General features: G+C 51.8%; 15 protein-coding genes and 1 tRNA gene. 10 read left to right on the forward strand and 6 right to left on the reverse strand.

The features are described 5' to 3' along the window. The first annotated feature begins 74 nt into the window (after positions 1 to 74). On the forward strand, positions 75 to 2078 hold the full coding sequence (locus QZN53_RS02385) for an FISUMP domain-containing protein (RefSeq protein WP_163437220.1): 2004 nt from the start codon (positions 75 to 77) through the stop codon (positions 2076 to 2078). Positions 2079 to 2151: 73 nt separating this feature from the next. Here QZN53_RS02385 and thiC read toward each other — a convergent pair whose 3' ends face one another. Then, a complete protein-coding gene (thiC, locus tag QZN53_RS02390) occupies positions 2152 to 3864 on the reverse strand; it encodes a phosphomethylpyrimidine synthase ThiC (protein WP_163437222.1) in 1713 nt (570 codons plus the stop codon). A 97-nt stretch (positions 3865 to 3961) separates the two neighbouring features. Next, a complete protein-coding gene (gene ilvD / locus QZN53_RS02395; RefSeq protein ID WP_163437223.1) occupies positions 3962 to 5818 on the reverse strand; it encodes a dihydroxy-acid dehydratase in 1857 nt (618 codons plus the stop codon). Positions 5819 to 5930: 112 nt separating this feature from the next. On the opposite strand from ilvD, the gene QZN53_RS02400 reads away from it, so the two are divergent. From QZN53_RS02400 to QZN53_RS02440, 9 genes are all read left to right on the forward strand, one after another. After that, positions 5931 to 6470 (forward strand): DUF5662 family protein, encoded by a 540-nt coding sequence (locus QZN53_RS02400; RefSeq protein ID WP_163437225.1) that lies wholly within the window; start codon positions 5931 to 5933, stop codon positions 6468 to 6470. 280 nt (positions 6471 to 6750) lie between these two features. Continuing rightward, positions 6751 to 8565 carry a hypothetical protein gene (locus QZN53_RS02405; protein ID WP_163437227.1) on the forward strand — a complete coding sequence of 605 codons (1815 nt, stop codon included), beginning with the start codon at positions 6751 to 6753 and terminating at the stop codon, positions 8563 to 8565. 13 nt (positions 8566 to 8578) lie between these two features. Beyond that, positions 8579 to 8716 (forward strand): hypothetical protein, encoded by a 138-nt coding sequence (locus QZN53_RS02410; protein ID WP_163437229.1) that lies wholly within the window; start codon positions 8579 to 8581, stop codon positions 8714 to 8716. A 17-nt stretch (positions 8717 to 8733) separates the two neighbouring features. Next, complete coding sequence (locus tag QZN53_RS02415; RefSeq protein WP_294651272.1) at positions 8734 to 8865, forward strand: hypothetical protein; 132 nt, start codon at positions 8734 to 8736, stop codon at positions 8863 to 8865. 52 nt (positions 8866 to 8917) lie between these two features. Next, positions 8918 to 10030, forward strand: a complete 1113-nt coding sequence (locus tag QZN53_RS02420; protein ID WP_163437230.1) for a nucleotidyltransferase family protein — start codon at positions 8918 to 8920, stop codon at positions 10028 to 10030. Then, positions 10027 to 10908: a hypothetical protein gene (locus QZN53_RS02425; RefSeq protein ID WP_163437232.1), complete on the forward strand. Its 882-nt coding sequence runs from the start codon at positions 10027 to 10029 to the stop codon at positions 10906 to 10908. Before QZN53_RS02420 ends, QZN53_RS02425 begins: the two co-directional genes overlap by 4 nt. Positions 10909 to 10916: 8 nt before the next feature. Next, positions 10917 to 11372: a S24/S26 family peptidase gene (locus QZN53_RS02430; RefSeq protein ID WP_205428112.1), complete on the forward strand. Its 456-nt coding sequence runs from the start codon at positions 10917 to 10919 to the stop codon at positions 11370 to 11372. 14 nt (positions 11373 to 11386) lie between these two features. Next, on the forward strand, positions 11387 to 11656 hold the full coding sequence (locus QZN53_RS02435) for a PqqD family protein (RefSeq protein WP_163437234.1): 270 nt from the start codon (positions 11387 to 11389) through the stop codon (positions 11654 to 11656). Then, a complete protein-coding gene (locus tag QZN53_RS02440; protein ID WP_163437236.1) occupies positions 11653 to 13275 on the forward strand; it encodes an ABC transporter ATP-binding protein in 1623 nt (540 codons plus the stop codon). Before QZN53_RS02435 ends, QZN53_RS02440 begins: the two co-directional genes overlap by 4 nt. Here the strand turns inward: QZN53_RS02440 and QZN53_RS02445 are convergent. The 4 genes from QZN53_RS02445 to pgsA form a co-directional block, all read right to left on the reverse strand. Further along, positions 13272 to 14618 carry a class I SAM-dependent RNA methyltransferase gene (locus tag QZN53_RS02445; protein WP_163437237.1) on the reverse strand — a complete coding sequence of 449 codons (1347 nt, stop codon included), beginning with the start codon at positions 14616 to 14618 and terminating at the stop codon, positions 13272 to 13274. The two genes, QZN53_RS02440 and QZN53_RS02445, sit on opposite strands and share 4 nt — an antisense overlap. A 12-nt stretch (positions 14619 to 14630) precedes the next feature. Continuing rightward, on the reverse strand, positions 14631 to 16844 hold the full coding sequence (gene dnaG, locus QZN53_RS02450) for a DNA primase (RefSeq protein WP_163437238.1): 2214 nt from the start codon (positions 16842 to 16844) through the stop codon (positions 14631 to 14633). Positions 16845 to 16930: 86 nt separating this feature from the next. Beyond that, positions 16931 to 17004, reverse strand: a tRNA-Met gene (locus QZN53_RS02455). A gap of 50 nt (positions 17005 to 17054) precedes the next feature. Next, positions 17055 to 18149, reverse strand: coding sequence for a CDP-diacylglycerol--glycerol-3-phosphate 3-phosphatidyltransferase (gene pgsA, locus QZN53_RS02460; protein WP_294651283.1), 1095 nt, complete (start codon positions 18147 to 18149; stop codon positions 17055 to 17057). Between the last annotated feature and the right edge of the window lie 38 nt (positions 18150 to 18187).

Here is an 18187-nt window from a genome sequence, read left to right on the forward strand (position 1 = left end):
TTTAGAATAAAAAAGTTTACATTAATTTGTCCTTTAGGCGTTTTTGAGTATATATTGCATGGTAAGAGGATGAAATGAGAATTTTACCGGTTGCTTTGATTTTGTTTGGGGGCGTGGGGGCTTTTGCCTTTGTCGAAAAAATGCCTGATTTCAAGGATAAACGCGATGGCCGCGTGTATAAGACGGTGCAGATCGGTAACCAACGTTGGTTTGCCGAGAATTTGCGTTTTAACGTGAAGGGGAGTTGGTGCTATGACAATCGCGACTACAACTGCGAAACATACGGCAGGTTGTACAATTGGGCGATGGCGATGCGACTGGTGGATTTTTATAACAACCACTCCATTGCTGACATCGATTTTACCAAAAAGGACTGGAAAACGTACCATGATGCCTGCCCTGCGGGGTGGCGTTTGCCTGCCAATAAGGACTGGGTGACTCTAAAGCGTTATGTAGGGCGAATCGGCAAGAGTGATGGCGTCGGTTTGAGCCTTAAGTCTCCTGAAATGTGGGAAAAGGAACTGCGTGTGCCGGCGGGTTCCGACGAATTCGGCTTTAATGCTTTGCCGGCGGGTGTGCGTAACGAGTATACCGGTTTTATGGATTTGAAAACTTCGGCCCAGTTCTGGTCTTCGTCCGAAATAGATAACGTGGGGGCGATTTACTGGGGCTTGCTCTACGATTCAAGGGCTTTTGATAAGATCTACGCCTCCAAGGATGACGGGGCCTCTATCCGCTGTATCGAAAACAAGGCGTACCCCTTTAGGGAGCCGCCTCCTCCGCCTCGCCCGAAGGTGATTCCGCAGGTGGTCAATGTGCAGAACAAGGCCGTGCTCACGATTCATATTGGCGATCAGGTGTGGATGGTCAATAACCTGAATGTGAAGGTGCCGGGTAGCTACTGCTACGACGACCGGGAAGAAAATTGTGAACGGTTCGGGCGTCTTTACACGTGGGAGGCTGCCACCAATATTACGGAAAAGTCGAAGATGAAGGATGTGTGCCCCAATGGCTGGCACGTACCGACATCGCTTGATTTTTACAGGCTCAATATTTACCTGAAGGATATTGACGATGCGGTGGGCGTGGGTACGAACCTGCGTGCCCGAGAAACCTGGCTAGAAAGCGACCTTGCGCTTATGGGTGAAAACGGTTTCGGATTTACGGCGTTGGCTTCGGGTGTGCGCGATTCCGCCGATACGATTTCGGCGTATTCTGGAATAGGAACCTTTACGGGATTTTGGTCAGTGAATGAGCTTGATTCGTCGCGGGCGATTGTTTGGACGCTCCCGAATAACAATGACGACTTCGTGATGGATTCGAGTTTGAAGAGTCGGGCGTATCCGGTGCGTTGCTTGATGAATCCGCCCGATATCGATGAAATTTATGATAGTACCTCGATTTACGACAAGCGTGACGATAACCGCTACAAGACTTTGGCCGTGGGCGAGGATGTCTGGATGGCGGAAAACCTGCGCTTTGCCGCTCCGGGGAGCTTCTGTTACGAGGACAAGGATATCCGTTGCCGCAATTACGGAAGGCTTTATCCGTGGCATGTGGCGATGAGACTTCCCGAAGACTTTATCGAGAATTCGCTGGATAGCGTGTCGCAGGGGGCCGTTCTCGAAGAACATCAGGGAATTTGCCCCGATGGATGGCATATCCCGCGACAGGAAGAATGGACTCGGTTGGGGCAGTTTGCAATCAACAAGCGCAAGGGATTGGCTGCTGCTCTTAAGAGCCGCGAAGGCTGGGCTCAGGGGAATATGACTAAGAACAACAATGCGAGCGGCTTTAACGCCTTGCCGGCGGGGATCCGATTCCGCAACGATGGCGAATATACGGAACTTGGAACGAGTGCGTATTTCTGGGCGGCCGAAGGCGGTGCTGGTTCGGGAGCCGCTTACTGGTATGTCGTGAGCAGCAAGGATGATTTCAAGAACGAAGAAGATTTCGACGGGAATGCTTACTCGCTCCGGTGTGTGAAAAATAAGGTGCCACCGAAAGAGGCTGCGCCGGAGAATAATGCTGCTGCGCAACCTCCTGCAACAACAGAAACACAAACGCAACAACAGTAATTGAAAAAATCCCTTGGACGAGTGTCCAGGGGATTTGTTTTAGAATTTTCTGTTTTGGCGCTTTGCCTGCGCCTTAAACGTCGCCGACTTCGCCTGTGGCCACAAAGTTGCGCACGGCACGCGTGATGCGCATCGAACAGAAGTTCGGACCACACATGCTGCAGAAGTGGCTTGCCTTGGCCTGGCTGCCGGGGAGCGTCTTGTCGTGGAATTCCATGGCCTTTTCGGGGTCCAAAGAAAGCGCGAACTGGTCGTTCCAACGGAAGTCAAAGCGGGCGCGCGAAAGGGCGTCGTCGCGGAACTGTGCTGCGAAATGGCCCTTTGCAAGGTCGGCCGCGTGAGCGGCGAGCTTGTAGGTGACCACACCGGCGCGCACGTCGTCGCGGTCGGGGAGTCCGAGGTGTTCCTTGGGTGTTACGTAGCAGAGCATTGCGGTACCGTACCAGCCGATCTGAGCAGCTCCGATGGCCGACGTAATGTGGTCGTAACCGGGGGCGATATCGGTGGTGAGAGGGCCGAGCGTGTAGAACGGAGCGCCGTGGCACTTTTCGAGCTGGCGCGCCATGTTGTCTTGAATCTTGTGCATGGGCACGTGGCCCGGGCCTTCGATAATCACCTGCACGCCGTATTCCCAGGCAATCTTTGTGAGCTCGCCGAGCGTGTCCAGTTCTCCGAACTGGGCCGCGTCGTTGGCATCGGCGAGGCTCCCCGGACGCAGGCCATCGCCCAAAGAAACGGCAACGTCGTAGGCGGCAAGAATCTCGCAGATTTCGCGGAAGTGCGTGTACAAGAAATTTTGCTGGTGGTGGCGCATCTGCCAAAGGGCAAGAATCGAACCGCCGCGGCTCACGATACCCGTGGTGCGCTTCGCGGTCAGCGGAATGTGTTCCAGCAAAAGGCCCGCGTGAATCGTGAAGTAGTCTACGCCCTGTTCCGCCTGCTCGATGAGCGTGTCGCGGTACAGTTCCCACGTGAGTTCTTCGGCCTTGCCGTTCACCTTCTCGAGCGCCTGATAGATAGGCACCGTTCCGATAGGTACGGGGCTGTTACGGATGATCCATTCGCGCGTTTCGTGGATGTGCTTTCCAGTGGAAAGGTCCATGACCGTGTCTGCGCCCCATCGTACCGACCAAGCCATTTTTTCGACCTCTTCTTCGATCGAAGAGGTGATGGCCGAGTTGCCGATGTTGCTGTTGATTTTGGTGAGGAAACGGTTGCCGATAATCATCGGTTCGCATTCCGGGTGGTTGATGTTCCCCGGCAGAATTGCGCGGCCCGCGGCGATTTCGTCGCGCACGAACTCCGGCGTAATGGGGGAGCCTGCCACCTGGATTTTACCCTGGGACTGCAATTCATCAAGGCGCTGGTTTTCGCGGATGGCCACGTATTCCATTTCCTTGGTGACGATTCCCTTGCGGGCGTAATCGAGCTGCGTCAGGTGATGACCAGCTTTGGCTCGGAGCGGGTGGTGTTCTGCGTTAAAGCGCAGGTGGTCGAGCTCATGGTTTTCGCGGCGGGCGCGGCCATAAGCAGACGTCATGTCGTCGAGCTGTTCGGCTTCACCACGTTCCATAATCCAGGGTTCGCGAAAACGTTCAATCCCCTTCGTTACGTCGAGCTTGGCGTCTACATCGCTGTAAGGGCCACTCGTATCGTACACCGTCACGACAGGCGTTTCGGGGTCTTCAGTCAAAATTTCGCGCATTCCCACGCGGATGTCCGGGTACATTTTCCCCGGAACATACACCTTGCGGGAATTCATAAAAGGTTTAAGGAGAGAATCCATTACTTTGCTCCAATTATGCACAGGTCGCGGACTGCGCCCCTGTGAGCGACTAAGCCCCATGCGTTAAGCTGGGGCGGTCGCGAGAGTGAGAGATTCTTTACTTGATGCCAATCAAGGAAAGATCTCGAACGGCTCCTTTATCTGCAGAAGAGGCCATGGCAGCGTATGCCTGCAGAGCCTTGGACACCACGCGGTTGCGGGTTTCCGGCTTCCAAGCCTTGGCACCGCGAGATTCCATTTCCTTGCGGCGGGCGTCGAGTTCGGCGTCGGTGAGTTCCACATTGATGGTGCGGTTCGGAATATCGATTTCGATAACGTCGCCCGTGTGCACGAGGCCGATGTTACCCTTGTTGGCGGCTTCCGGAGAAGCGTGGCCGATGGAGAGGCCGCTCGTACCGCCGGAGAAACGACCGTCGGTAAGGAGGGCGCAGGACTTGCCGAGGTGACGGCTCTTGAGGTAAGAGGTCGGGTAGAGCATTTCCTGCATGCCGGGGCCACCCTTCGGGCCTTCGTAGCGGATAACGACGACGTCGCCAGCCTTCACCTTGTTGCCGAGGATGCCTTCAACGGCTTCTTCCTGGCTTTCGAACACGATTGCCGGACCGGTGAACTTCCAGATGGATTCGTCCACGCCTGCGGTCTTCACGATGCAGCCGTCGATTGCGAGGTTGCCGTAAAGAACTGCGAGGCCGCCGTCCTTGGTATAAGCGTGTTCGCCATCGCGGATAGCGCCGTTAGCGCGGTCGAGGTCGTGGTCGGGGTACATGAAGTTCTGAGAGAAAGCTTCGATATTGTACTTGCGGCCCGGGCCAGCGAGGTAGCGCTGCTTGGCTTCGGCGCTCGGGTTACGCTTGAGGTCGTTCACTTCGAGAGCTTCGCCCATGGTGGCGGCGTGAACGGTCTTTGCATTCTTGTGGATGAGGCCCATGCGGTCAAGTTCACCGAGAATACCCATGATGCCACCGGCGCGGTTCACGTTTTCAACGTGGATGTTGTGAACGGTCGGGGCGACCTTGCAGATGCACGGCGTGTTGCGGGAAAGGCGGTCGATGTCCTTCATGGTGAAGTCGACGCCTGCTTCCTGAGCGACAGCGAGCAAGTGGAGCACGGTGTTGGAGGAACCGCCCATGGCGATGTCGAGGCGCATGGCGTTTTCGAAGGCTTCCTTCGTGGCGATACTGCGCGGAAGGATGCTTTCGTCGTTCAAATCGTAATACTGGTGACAGAGTTCCACGATACGCTTACCGGCAGCTTCAAAGAGCTTCTTACGTTCGGCGTGCGTTGCAACGATGGTGCCGTTGCCCGGGAGGCTGAGGCCGAGGGCTTCGGTAAGGGAGTTCATGGAGTTTGCAGTGAACATGCCGGAGCAGGAACCGCAAGTCGGGCAAGCGTTAGCTTCGATGGCGGCCACTTCTTCGTCGCTGATGGTGTTGTCTGCGGAATCGATCATGGCGTCAATCAAGTCAAGAGCGCGGTCCTTGCCGTCCTTCGTGGTGACGTGGCCAGCTTCCATCGGGCCGCCAGAAACGAAGATTGCCGGAATGTTGAGGCGCATGGCTGCCATGAGCATACCCGGAGTCACCTTGTCGCAGTTGGAGATGCAAACGAGGGCGTCGGCGCGGTGGGCGTTTGCCATGTATTCAGTAGAGTCTGCGATGAGGTCGCGGCTGGGCAAGCTGTAGAGCATGCCGTCGTGGCCCATGGCGATACCGTCGTCCACAGCGATGGTGTTCATTTCCTTAGCGACACCGCCGGCAGCTTCGATCGCGCGGGCGACTACCTGGCCCAAGTCTTTCAGGTGAACGTGTCCCGGAACAAACTGGGTGTAGCTGTTCACCACGCAAATCACGGGCTTACCAAAGTCTTCCACCTTGGTTCCAGTTGCGTGCCACAGGGCGCGTGCACCGGCCATTTCGCGGCCTTCCATAGTCTTGAGCGAACGAAGTTTCGGCATAATAATCCTCTTTTTGTGTCTTTAAAATCTGCGGCGTTACTCGTAAAAAATTGCGAGAGAAATACGCCAAATTTTGAATGGAAATGTAGAAAATTCTATTTTTACGCGTGCTATGTTTCACCCGATAAAACATTTTATAACGATTACTAAGCATCGCAACGAGGTCATTCGTTTGTGCTTTAAGGCGGGAATTGGCTTTCAGGGCTTGTTCCATGACCTTTCAAAGTATAGCCCGACGGAATTTATTCCTGGGGCAAAGTATTATATGGGTGACCAGTCGCCAAACAACGGCGAACGAAACGACAAGGGGTATAGCCTTGCATGGATGCACCACAAGGGTCGCAACAAACACCATTTTGAGTTTTGGTACGACTATGAAATGTCGACTAAAAAACTGGTGCCGATGGATATGCCTGACCGCTACATCAAGGAAATGTTCTGCGATCGCGTGGCCGCCTCCAAAACTTACAACAAATTAACTTATACGCAGGAGTCTCCGCTTTTGTATTTGACTAAAAGCACGGCCCGCGAAAAGATGACGGAAAAGACTTACAGGAAGTTGCTTTACCTCTTGAAAATGCTTGCCGAAAAGGGTGAAAAAGAGACGCTTGCCTTTATGCGACGCACAAAAGTGCTGCCCGAAACGGTCTAAAATGCCTTTTTGAGTGCGAAAAAATGGCGTTTTTGAACTAAAAACGCCAACCTACCAATGTAGTATGTTTCTTTCAGAATTCTTAAAATAATGTTATAATTGGCGATTTTACGCAAATTTCGCAGGCATTGTACAAAACGTACACGGAACGTTGTTCAAAAACCCTTTAAAATAATAGGTAATAAGTCTATATTAAGCCCCGTCAAAAAACGAGGTTGGTATTTTGATGGACAAGAATATTCTCACGAATAGATTTTGTGGCGTATTTGTATGCGCTCTTATGCTGTTTGTCGCACCGTCTTTTGCCGCTTGGAACGGAACATCTATGGAAGAACCGGGCGTTCAAGAAATCGACGGTAAAGACTTCTATTTAATCGAAAATGAATCCCAATTGGCTTGGTTTGCGAACGAAACCAACAAGGGGGGCAAACTGGATATCAATGCCAAGTTGGCCGCTGACTTGGATATGAACCACAAATTGTGGACCCCGATGGCCGCCGGTAAGGGTGATGTCGCTTTCGAGGGTATCATTGATGGCGATAATCACGTTATTTCGAATTTGTACATCAATAGCGACGAAATTGCGCAAATTAAATCGACATATGCTCAGAACCTTGGTTTTGTAGGTGTCTTGGGCAATGGCTCGGTGAAAAACATTGTCTTTGAAAATGTGGACATTGTAACGTCGACTAACGCAGGCTCGATTGTGACAAATAAGACAAGCCAGATTTCTGTCGGTGCCGTTGTGGGCTGGTTGGCCGACAAAACTCCTGGTGGCGTTGTATCGACTTGCTATGTGTCTGGTAACATTACGGCGACTGGTAATGGCCAGGGCGTGGGCGGCATTGTCGGTAACGCCAAGAATGGTACTATTGAAAACTGCATGAGCGCGGTTTCGATTTCGGCAACGGGTAATGACGCTTTCATTGGTGGCATTGTGGGTATTTCGAAAGCCAGCTTGACGGTGAAGACTTGCGTGTATGATGGCGAAGGCCTTTCTAATATGGGTAACGGCTCTACGGGTGCCATTGTCGGTAACCATTTGTCTGGAACGCTGACTTCTGCTCAAAACTATTATGACGATGACGCTTTGTTGGGTACGGGTAAGGGTACTGCGGCCGCAGACGTTCATAAGATGGACGAAGTGAATGTGGCCGAAGTGGCTTGCAAACTGAATAACGGAACCTTGACCGATGGCGTTTGCGATAAGGATTCGCCGTGGTCTGTGGGCGAAAAGTCGCTGGCTTTGAACGGTTATGGAGCGGCTACAATTTCTGTTTTGACGGTTAAGGTGACCCGGTATGGTGCCGTGACGATTACGGAATACCCCGATAAGACAGTCGCTGAAATTGATGGGGAGTATACCGGTAGTGATGTTACCGAAATGTCGAATGTCCATGCTGATCAGGTTGTGCTTAACAGAAAGTTTGAAGTTGGTAAAACATCTACCATTATGCTGCCTTTCTCGATTGATACGGCAAAGGTTAAGGGAGCTCAGTTCTATAGGTTTAAACGTATAGATATCGTTAATGACCAGCATAAGGTTATTATTGGAAAAGTCAAAACTTTGCAAATTGGAGCCAATACTCCATATATCGTAATGCCGAAAGCTTCGGAAATTACATTTGAAGGAGATGTTACATTTGATACGGGAATCAAACCCTCAGAAGTGTTGATTTACGAAAACTGGGAATTCAAGGGAACTTTTGCTTATAAGCAATTTGCTGAAGATCCTGAACTTGGTGAAAAATATGGATTTGCTGGACAGACGCAAAATGGTGCCAAAGTTGGGCAATTTGTTAAGTTGGGTGCTGCTACAGCTAATCCGTTCCGAGCCTACTTGATACAACATCAAGTGGCATTGACTAAATCTGTAAGCGGATCGTTTAACTCTGCAATTTGGACGATTACGAATGAAATTGATGTCGAAATTGTTGATGAAAACGATAATGTAATTCAAACGGGTACGCTTAACACGGCTACGGGCGAGTTCCGTATGGATCGCTGGTTTGATATGAACGGTCGTAAGTTGAATGTCAAACCTACCACCCGTGGTACATACTATTGCAATGGCAAGCGTGTGATTATTAAATAAAAGAGGTGTGAAAGTGAAAAATCAAGAAAAAAAAGAGTATGTTGCCCCGCAGATGATTGTGGAAGAATATGGCTATCAAGGCGCAATCTTGTTTGATAGTAGCTGTGAAGGAGAATTGGCTACATGTCTTGACGATAAGGACGACGACTAATTTATGGAGAATCTTATATGGATAGAAAATTTTTAAAACCATATAAATTCCCAAAAATGAAAGTCGTTGAATTACATCGACAAGAAGCCTTAATGCAATATAGCGGAAATATAGGTTTCCACGATTCCGAAAAGGAATACTTAGCATAAAATTCTTTAAGAGGACCCCTTGAGGGTTCTTTTTTATTTTATCTTTACGCGCATGGGTATGGTTCTGAAAAAGACGGACAAACTCCTGTTCGAACTCTTGCGGTTTGCGCTTGATACGACAGGTGAATTGCAGGGATTTAAAGAGGCTCCCTCTGACGCACAGTGGAAGGTTATTTACGAGCTGGCCAAACGTCAGTGTGTGCGTGGCGTCGCTTTTTCGGGAATCAAGAAACTGCCTGAAAATGTTCGACCTGCAAGGGCTTTGCTTTTGCGCTGGTCGCTCGATGCCGAAGCGATTGCCGGCAAGAACAAACTCATGGATCAAGAAGGCGCGCGCCTGACTCAAATTTTTGATGGTGCCGGCAGCAAGAATGCCGTTTTGAAAGGCCAGGCGAATGCGCGACTTTACCCTGATGTACTTTCGAGGCAAGCAGGCGATATTGATATTTGGGTCGAGGGTGGTCGTAAGGCCGTTTCTGAACTGCTTTATAAATTGAATTTGTTGACCCCGGAAACCGATGATCACGCTTATTCGCGACACCACATTCATCTGCCCGAAAATAAGGACGGAATCACTGTCGAGGTGCATTTTAAACCGGCATCGGGAATCCCGTTCCGCAATGGTTCGTTGCAAAAGTTTTTGAATGAAGAAATCCGCAAAGCCGAAAAGGTGCCCGAGGGCTTTTATTCGCCGTCGATCAAGTTTGCGCTCGTGATGCAAATGGCGCACTTGCAGCAGCATTTTTATAGCGGCGGTCTGGGCCTAAGGCAGTATATGGACTACCTGATGCTGCTTAGGCATTCTACCGAAGGCGATCGTAGCGCAGCGGTAGCTGTCATGAAACGCCTGAGCATGATGCATGCATGTGGTGCTGTAATGTGGCTGCTGCAACAGGTGTTCGGACTAGAACAGGGCTTGATGCTTTGTGCGCCTGACCGCAGGCGTGGCGAAACCCTTTTGAAATTGGCGCTTGCGTTCGGTAATTTTGGTCAGTACAAGTCAAAACCCAAGAATGTTTTTGTTCGCTGGTTCAAGGACCGCCTGCAAGCTCTTTCGTGGCTCCCGTTTGATCCGGTGAATGCGATTTTCAAGGAACTCAAGTACTGGCGTGCGACAATCTCATTGATCCCTAAGCGCATTAAACGCAGGCGTATTGCTTTATGATGGAATGTTTTTATAGAGTGGCGGAACATGTGTTTGCCGTGTCGGCGCAAGCTGATGTTGGCGACAAGATTTTTGCCGAATGCATGGATAACTACAAACCGTTTGCGATTGAAAAAACGGATGATTGTCTTTTTGTTTTGAACGTAGAATGCGGCGAGGCGCCTGAATACACCGAAGAAACCCGTCAGGATGAAGAAGGCCAGCAGATTATTTGCGGGCTTACGGCTAAACAGGAATCGGCTTTTGATTTTCGCCTGTTCGGCGAGGCGATGGGTGTGTTGATTTGTTCGGCCGACTATAAAAAGGCTGTTCTTTATGTTCCGCAAAACCAAAAATTGAGTTCCCTTAAGTTTGCGGTGAATAACGCATTGATGGTGCTGTATGCAATCGCGACGGCGCCTTACAATACGGCGCTGTTCCATGCGGCGGTCGTGAGTTACAAAGATCGCGGCTATCTGTTCTTGGGTAAGAGCGGTACGGGCAAGAGTACGCATGCCAGGCTTTGGCTCAAGCATATTGCTGGCACAGACCTTTTGAATGACGATAATCCGGTGGTTCGCGTTTTTGATGGCGCTCGTGCGGTCGTTTATGGCTCGCCGTGGAGCGGCAAGACGCCTTGCTACAAGAATCAGGAATTTGCATTGGGTGGCTTTGTGCTGCTTTCGCAGGCTCCCTACAACAAGATTGCCCGCTTGCGTGGCGTGCAAGCTTTTGCCGCTCTTGTTCCGTGCATTTCGGGCAAGCGTTGGGAACGCGTGATTGCCGATGGTCTTCACAAGACTGAAAACGCGCTTGCCATGAATGTACCGGTGTGGTATTTGGAATGCTTGCCGGATGAAGCTGCCGCAAAGCTGTGCTGCGAAACGGTTTCGGCCTAACAGGATGCATGATGCAAAAGAAAGATGATGCGATGATTCTTTCCGAGGCGATTCGCCTGGTGGGCGAGGGTCTCGAAGTGACCTTCCCGGTGAATGGACGAAGCATGCGCCCGTTTATCGAGGGTGGCCGCGACAGTGTGGTGCTTGTTCGTCCAGAAAACGTGAATGTGATGGATGTGGTGCTCGCCAAAACGGATGACGGCCGCTACGTGATTCACCGCGTTATGGAAATGGCGGGCGACCGTGTAACTTTGATGGGCGATGGCAATTTACAGGGCCGCGAGCATACTGAATGTAAACAAATTTATGCTAAAGTGACCTATGTTGTGCATCCAAATGGTTACAAAAGATCTCTTTACACGCCTTTTATACAATTTGTCCAAAAAATGTGGGTGAGCCTTTTACCTTTGCGTCGTTATTTGCTTAAATTATATAGAGTCTACATTCGAATCCGGAATTTCTAGAAGGAGAGTACACCATGCACATCAAAAAAGGATTTGTTCTGCGCGAAGTCTGCGGTGAACAGGTAATTATGGGCGAAGGCGTTGGCGCTCTCGATTTCGGGAAGCTCCTTTGCCTGAACGAAACGGCGTCTTGGCTTTGGACGCGTGCAAGCGAACTCGGCGAATTTACCGTCGAAGCGCTTGCCGATGCGCTCTGTAGCGAATACGACGTTGCCGCTGACGATGCCTTGAACGATGTCAAGAGCATTGTTTCGCAGTGGCAAAACGTGAATGTAGTCGAATGAAATACCTTTCGTGGTTATGGAATAGGACGGAAGGATTCCGCCTGAACATAGCGCTCCGCATTGTATTTGGTGTGGGGCGAATCTCGCTTGGGCTATTGATGGTATGGCTCAGCAAGCGTTTTATAGACGAAACGATTCGCACGGGTAGTCAAGACGATATTGTGCGCATGATTGCTTTGCTTGTGGCGACGGTCGTGGGTGCGATTGTCTTGCGCATTGTTTTTTATTATATGACGAATGTGGCCATGGTCCGCCAATCGAATCGCTTGCGCTTGCAGGTGTTCGAGGGCTTGTTCTTGCGTAAGCTTTACGCGGGGGCTGAACTGCATTCGGGCGATGTGGCGTCTAGGCTTTCGAAAGATATTGAGTCGGTGTCGACCACGACCATGGAAACTTTGCCGCAAATGATTGTGACGGCGCTACAGCTGGTGGGCGCGTTCCTTTTGATGCGCTGGTTTGACCCGCGACTTGCCTGGGCTTTGCTGTTGCTTACGCCGGTGGCGATTGTGCTCGGTAAGCTGGTGTCTCGCAAACTCAGAAACATGACGCTTGCAATTCGTGAACGGGAATCGAAAATCCAGATGCAGGTGCAAGAGGGCGTGGAACACAATGTGCTCATGCGTTCGCTCGAAAGTGAAAGCTGGGTGGCGGGCCGTCTGGGCGACATGCAACAGCACTTGGAAAGCGATGTTTTGCGCCGTACGCGATTTACCACGCTTTCGCGTTTTGCGCTTGGGTCTGCTTTTGGGCTGGGTTATTTGCTAGCCTTTATTTGGGGCGGCCTCGGGCTGCGCGATGGGGCGATTACCTTCGGTATGATGACGTCCTTCTTGCAGCTGGTGGGCCAGATTCAGCACCCGATTCTTTCGATTTTGAACATGGTGCCGCAAGTGGTGCATACCACGGCTAGCATTGACCGCTTGGAAGATCTTGAAAAATCCAAGGAGCCCGAAAGTGACGGAACGCCTATGGCGCTTGAAGGTTCGCTTGGCGTGCGACTCGAGAACTTGCATTTTGGCTATGCGGCGGGCAGGCACGAGGTTCTGGAAGGTTTCAGCCACGATTTTGAGCCTGGTTCCAAGACGGCGATTATGGGCAAAACGGGTGCCGGAAAGACGACGCTGTTCCGGTTGTTGCTCGGCTTTGTAAGGCCCGATAGTGGGCGCATGCTGGTTTATTCAAGTTCCGAGGTGTGTGCGATTGGCAAAGAAACTCGCACGAATTTTGTGTACGTGCCGCAAGGCAATACCTTGCTGAGCGGGAGCGTCCGCCTGAACTTGCAGCTGGCCAAGCCCGATGCGAGCGAACAAGAGATGTTGCAGGCCTTGCATGCGGCCTGTGCCGACTTTGTGCTGGATTTGCCCGATGGCTTGGATACCGAAATCGGCGAGCGCGGTCGCGGCTTGAGCGAGGGCCAAGCGCAGCGAATCGGAATTGCCCGCGGGCTTTTACGGCCTGGGAATGTTTGGCTGTTTGACGAGGTGAGTTCTTCGCTCGATGAATCTACGGAGTGCGAATTGTTCGAAAGGCTGTTTGCGACTTACCCTGACAAGACCATGATTTTTGTGACTCACCGTTCGGCGATGTCTGAAATTTGCGACGAAGTCGTTCGACTTTAAATTTTTGCGATAAAGACGTTTAGCGAGAAGCCGCCGTGGCTGGTGGCGATGCATTTGGCGGCCGGATTGTGCTCGGGCGATAAGCCGGGGCACTCTCGCAGCAAGTTTGCGGTGCAGGTGTATGCGGAGCCGGGGCGGTTGTCGTCTTTGGGCGCAAGGATGGCGACCGTGAGCGATTGGCCGAGGGCCTGCAGGGCGTGGGCGAGCTCGGCGAGTCGGCGGCCGAGGCGCGTGTAAAGCTTGGGTGCGTCAAAATCAAGGCGCTTGCCGTAGGGCGGATTCAGCACGATAACGGGGGAGGCTTCGCTCGGATTTGAGTTGTCAGAGTGAATTCCGGCCTGGCAGGCGTTGGCAATTTCTTGGGCGGTGTAGTCGAAAAAGTCGCGGAGCAGCGGCGAGACGAGCGCGGGCTCAATGCCTGCGAGCGGCGAGCACTCTACATTGTGCTTGATGATTTCGACAGCCTTAGGCGAAATGTCGGAAGTGATGATTTTCGCAATGGATTGTTTCGCTCCGTTGTCGCCGTCAACGACGTTTCTCGTGATGAAATTCCACGTGGCTTCTTTGAATGCGGGCTGGTGTTTTAAGGCGAAATCGCGGCATTTGCCTGGAATGAGTCCGTTTGCCATGTATGCTGCTTCGAGACTGAAGGTTCCGCTGCCAGCCATTAAATCGAAGACTGCGATTTCTTTGGAGGGCGCAACACCTGATGCTTCAAATAGCATTGCGGCGGCGATGGTTTCCTTGAGGGGGGCGTCATTTACGAAGCGTTCGTGGCCTCGCTTATAAAGTTCTTCGCCAGAAAGATCAAGCCAAATCGTACAGCGGTCATCGATGAGTGTCACGTGTAAGAGCAGTGGCTCTGACAAGGAATGCTGTTCCCGGCCTTCGCCGGGATGACGTTGGGCCAGGGGGAGGCTTCCCCCTATTGTTTTTTGCAAGCGCTCGGCGACGGCGTCGCTGTGGTACAGGCGCGAATGCTTGCATGTCACGTGGATTTGGTCCGGAGGCGCAGCAAGGTATAGCTCCCACGGAATTTCGGCGGCTTTCTTTTCCAAATCGCGGAAATTCTCGGCTTTGAAGTCGTCAACGTGCATCAAAATGCGGTTGGCGATACGGCTGTAAGCGACCGCTTTCCAGGCTTCGGTAATCTTGACGGTAAATTCAACTTTTCCGTCGCTTGCGGCGTGCGGCTTGCCTTCGTCGTCAACGAAATCCAAACCGAGTCCGAGCAATTCTTGAACAAGTGTCTGTTCAAAACCGAGAGGAACAATCGCCAAAAAACGGTGAGGCTTACCGATTATCTGGCGTTTGATTCGTTTTTCAAGGGCCGTAGAAAGCATTGCAAGATTGTTTTAGTAACCGAAATCGTCTGAATCGGCGTTGAAATCATCGTTGCCGTAGGAATATTCTTCGTCGTCTTCGGGCGGCGGGGGCTCAAAACCCTCGGGAGGTTCGTCGGCTGGCATTTGCTCTTCGGAATAATTTTCAGAAGCGAAGTCAGCAGGGGGCTGCGGCACATTTTCTGCAAATTGAGGATCGCTCGGTTGCGTGCTTTGCGGTGCAGGTGTCGCTTGAACAGGCGCAGCTTGAACCGGTGCGGACGCTGCTTGAATGGATGCCGGCGTAATCACGGTTGGCGCTGCAGGCATCGGGGCGCCTTGAATCACCGACTGGAACAATATCAGCTGTGCCTTGCTGCGAACCACTTGGTCGGCGAAGGCATCAATCGTAATCTTTTCGGCGTTGAACAAGGCGTTCAACTTTTGCATGCCCTGCGTAAACTTGGACATCTGCATGCGCGTTTCGACCGCTTCGTTGCTTGTCAACGGAATCAGGTGCTTTTGCCTGTCGCAGAGCTTGGTTGAAAATACGGTCAGCGTCTGGTAAAATTCGATGATTTCTTGCGGCGTTTTCCACTTTTCTTCGGGCAAGCCTTCCAAAAAGAGCCTGAGCGTGGGCGAGACGTTTTCGTACATCAGCTGCGGCGAAACGGCGCCAGTTTCGGCGTAAAGTGCAATGGCTGAATTCACAAATTCTTCGACCACCGGAGATTCAAACATGCGGACTCCGCTCGCGGCCCAGTCCATGTCAAAGTATTCCAGCGCGCGGTCCATCAGCGTCGGGTTTCGAAGCACTAAGTTCGCAAAACGGATTTCCATGGGCGGAATGCTTGCCCAATCGAGCGTGGCGGCCTGCTCCAGTTGCGGAATCACTTCTGGTGCGCCGGTGGCGGCATTTGCTGCCATCGGTCGGCGTTCTTCGAAACCTTTTTGCGGCTTTAGGCTTTTTACCTGGGCCAAGGAACGGCTCGTGTTGAATCGCTCCGCAATCAGCTTCACATACTGATTTTGAAGCTCGCGGTCGGTAATGCTTTTTACAAGCGACTTGGTGTAAGTCACAAAGCGGGCGCGTTCTTCGGGGCTTTGCATGTCGTGCTGACGGGCCAAATAAGAAAGCCAGTCTTCGGATTCGCGCAAAGCCGCACGGAATGCGTCTGCACCGCGTTCATTCACAAAGTTGTCGGGGTCGATCTTGGTGCCATCGGGGCGCGAAAGCGCAAACACGCGGGGCGCAATTCCCTTGGGCAAGACAATTTCCAAACTTCTGAGGGTTGCCTTCTGGCCGGCTGCGTCACCGTCGAATACCAAGTAGGCGGTGTTGGCGTATCGTGCAAGAATGCTCGCGTGGGTTTCGGTCAAAGCCGTTCCCGAGGCGGCCACCACGTTCGTGACGCCGCCTTGATACAGGCTGATCATGTCAAAGTAGCCTTCAACGATAATCACCGCGTTTTCTTTCGCGATGCTTTGGCGGCTTTGGTGCAAACCGAACAGGATATCGCTCTTATGGTACAGCGCCGATTCCGGGCTGTTCATGTACTTCGCGCGCTTAAAATCCTTATTGTCGCTTAAGTCGCGGCCACCGAAGGCGACAATCACGCCTGAAAGGTTTTGGATGGCAATCATTAAGCGATCGCGGAACTTATCCGAGATGCCGCCATTTTCTTTTTCGACGGCAAGTCCCGCCTTGACGCAATCCAGCGGCGAAAAACCGTTCTTGACGGCATACCCGATAAAGCCTTCGCGGCCCTCCGGAGCGTAACCGATATGGAACTGCTTGCGGGTGGCATCGGTAATGTGGCGGCTGGCGAGATACTGGAGCGCCTTGGGAGAAAGAGCGAGCTGCTGCTCAAACCATTCGCAGGCTAGTTCGTTCAGCCTGCGGACCATGGCGCGTTCTTCGGTCTTTTCGCTGTCTTCAGGGGCGCCTAGCTGGGGGAGTGCAAAGCCGGTAAAGTTTGCGACCCATTCCACGGCTCCCTTAAAATCCATTTTTTCATGTTCTTGCACGAACTTGAAAACGTCACCGCCGGCACCACAGGCAAAGCATTTGTATATGCCCAGACTCGGGTTCACGTTCATAGAAGGGCTTCTGTCATCATGGAAGGGACAGACGCCCAGGTAGCGGCCATTTCCGGAACGTTTCAGCGGAACAAAATTCTCAATGACCAACGCAATATCTGCGTGGGCTTTGAGTTGCTGAATGATTTCGTTAGAATAGAACGCCACGGCTCAAATTTAGCAAGAAAGGCTGTTGAAATTTTGACACGGATATAAAAAAAGAATCCGTTCTTGATGAACCGGATTCTTTTTAGTAGCGGGGGCAGGACTTGAACGCTGCGACCTTCGGGTTATGAGCCCGACGAGCTACCAACTGCTCCACCCCGCGTCGAGGTTGCACCATATATAGTAAATTTTTATAGCCCTGTCAAGGGTTTTTTACACGAATTTTTTCAGAATATGCTTGCTGGCGACGAAATAATCAATACCGCTAATAATGGTAATTGCGGTTATGACGCCCATCACAGCTTGCGGGAAAATTGCCCAGAATGCTTGATAATTGGGGATAATCGCTTCCATCGGATCAAGGGCGCCAAGCAATATGGCGACAATTCCGATACCCTGGAGAGCTGTCTTCCATTTGCCGCTACGGCGAGCCGGCATAATCAAGCCTTCGCTTGCTGCAAGTGTACGGAGTGTTTCGACACTCGATTCGCGGAAGTAAATGAGGGCGACCATCCACACCGGGGCATATCCTGTAGCGATAAAGCACATGAAAATTGTCATGTTCGAAATCTTATCGCTGAACGGGTCCAGATACTTGCCTAGCGTGCTCACTTCGCCGAGTTTGCGGGCGAGGTAGCCGTCCAAAAAGTCGGTCAGCATAAAGCCAAGCACCATCACCAACGAAAGGCTCTTGAAAACGAGGCTGTTGTTGCTGTAATCCAGGTCGTTATCGTAGAAGAATACCCACAAGAAGAACGGTGTCAGCACAATGCGGCTCATGGTCAGCTGGCTTGCGATTGACAATGGCTTACGGTGAGCGGGGTCGCGGTAATACCAGTAGGCATATGCAACGGTCGAGGCGATAATCAAGAGAATCGAGGTTACCATGCAAATCTGCTGGTAATCTTCGAGATTCAGCAAGTACACGCCCATGGTTACCGTAATCGCGATATTCGACAACTTGCTCCAACGACGCTTGCGGGGGAGTGATTTGCCTTCGCGGAGCACGCCGAGGCTAAAGAGCGTGTGGGCCACCAGGCGGGCAAGCAAGAATACGCAACCCACGGCAAGCAATTTCTCGGTTTGATCGTTTTGAAGCAAGTCGCGCACGAAAATGCTGGTCATCACTGCAAACGAAAGGAATCCGTCAACCACGTTCAGCCAGAGTCGGTAATAGGGCTTTTCAATTTCTTGCGAACGGAGTTGGTACAAATTAACCCAACCCATGATGAGGGCGATTGCAACCAGGGCGGTGGCGGTTTTGGCCATGCCCATCCAGATAAAGACAATGACGGCTATAAAAACCATAGCTCGCAAAACGCTCCAAACTCGTGAGCGCAGTCTAA

The organism is uncultured Fibrobacter sp., from assembly GCF_900316465.1.
Lineage (GTDB): Bacteria > Fibrobacterota > Fibrobacteria > Fibrobacterales > Fibrobacteraceae > Fibrobacter.

Bases quoted from the DNA above. Each gene is read 5' to 3' on its own strand.
- QZN53_RS02385 (WP_163437220.1), top strand. From the start codon at position 75: ATGAGAATTTTACCGGTTGCTTTGATTTTGTTTGGGGGCGTGGGGGCT.
- thiC (WP_163437222.1), bottom strand. From the start codon at position 3,864: ATGGATTCTCTCCTTAAACCTTTTATGAATTCCCGCAAGGTGTATGTT.
- ilvD (WP_163437223.1), bottom strand. From the start codon at position 5,818: ATGCCGAAACTTCGTTCGCTCAAGACTATGGAAGGCCGCGAAATGGCC.
- QZN53_RS02400 (WP_163437225.1), top strand. From the start codon at position 5,931: ATGTTTCACCCGATAAAACATTTTATAACGATTACTAAGCATCGCAAC.
- QZN53_RS02405 (WP_163437227.1), top strand. From the start codon at position 6,751: ATGCTGTTTGTCGCACCGTCTTTTGCCGCTTGGAACGGAACATCTATG.
- QZN53_RS02415 (WP_294651272.1), top strand. From the start codon at position 8,734: ATGGATAGAAAATTTTTAAAACCATATAAATTCCCAAAAATGAAAGTC.
- QZN53_RS02420 (WP_163437230.1), top strand. From the start codon at position 8,918: ATGGGTATGGTTCTGAAAAAGACGGACAAACTCCTGTTCGAACTCTTG.
- QZN53_RS02425 (WP_163437232.1), top strand. From the start codon at position 10,027: ATGATGGAATGTTTTTATAGAGTGGCGGAACATGTGTTTGCCGTGTCG.
- QZN53_RS02430 (WP_205428112.1), top strand. From the start codon at position 10,917: ATGATGCAAAAGAAAGATGATGCGATGATTCTTTCCGAGGCGATTCGC.
- QZN53_RS02435 (WP_163437234.1), top strand. From the start codon at position 11,387: ATGCACATCAAAAAAGGATTTGTTCTGCGCGAAGTCTGCGGTGAACAG.
- QZN53_RS02440 (WP_163437236.1), top strand. From the start codon at position 11,653: ATGAAATACCTTTCGTGGTTATGGAATAGGACGGAAGGATTCCGCCTG.
- QZN53_RS02445 (WP_163437237.1), bottom strand. From the start codon at position 14,618: ATGCTTTCTACGGCCCTTGAAAAACGAATCAAACGCCAGATAATCGGT.
- pgsA (WP_294651283.1), bottom strand. From the start codon at position 18,149: ATGGTTTTTATAGCCGTCATTGTCTTTATCTGGATGGGCATGGCCAAA.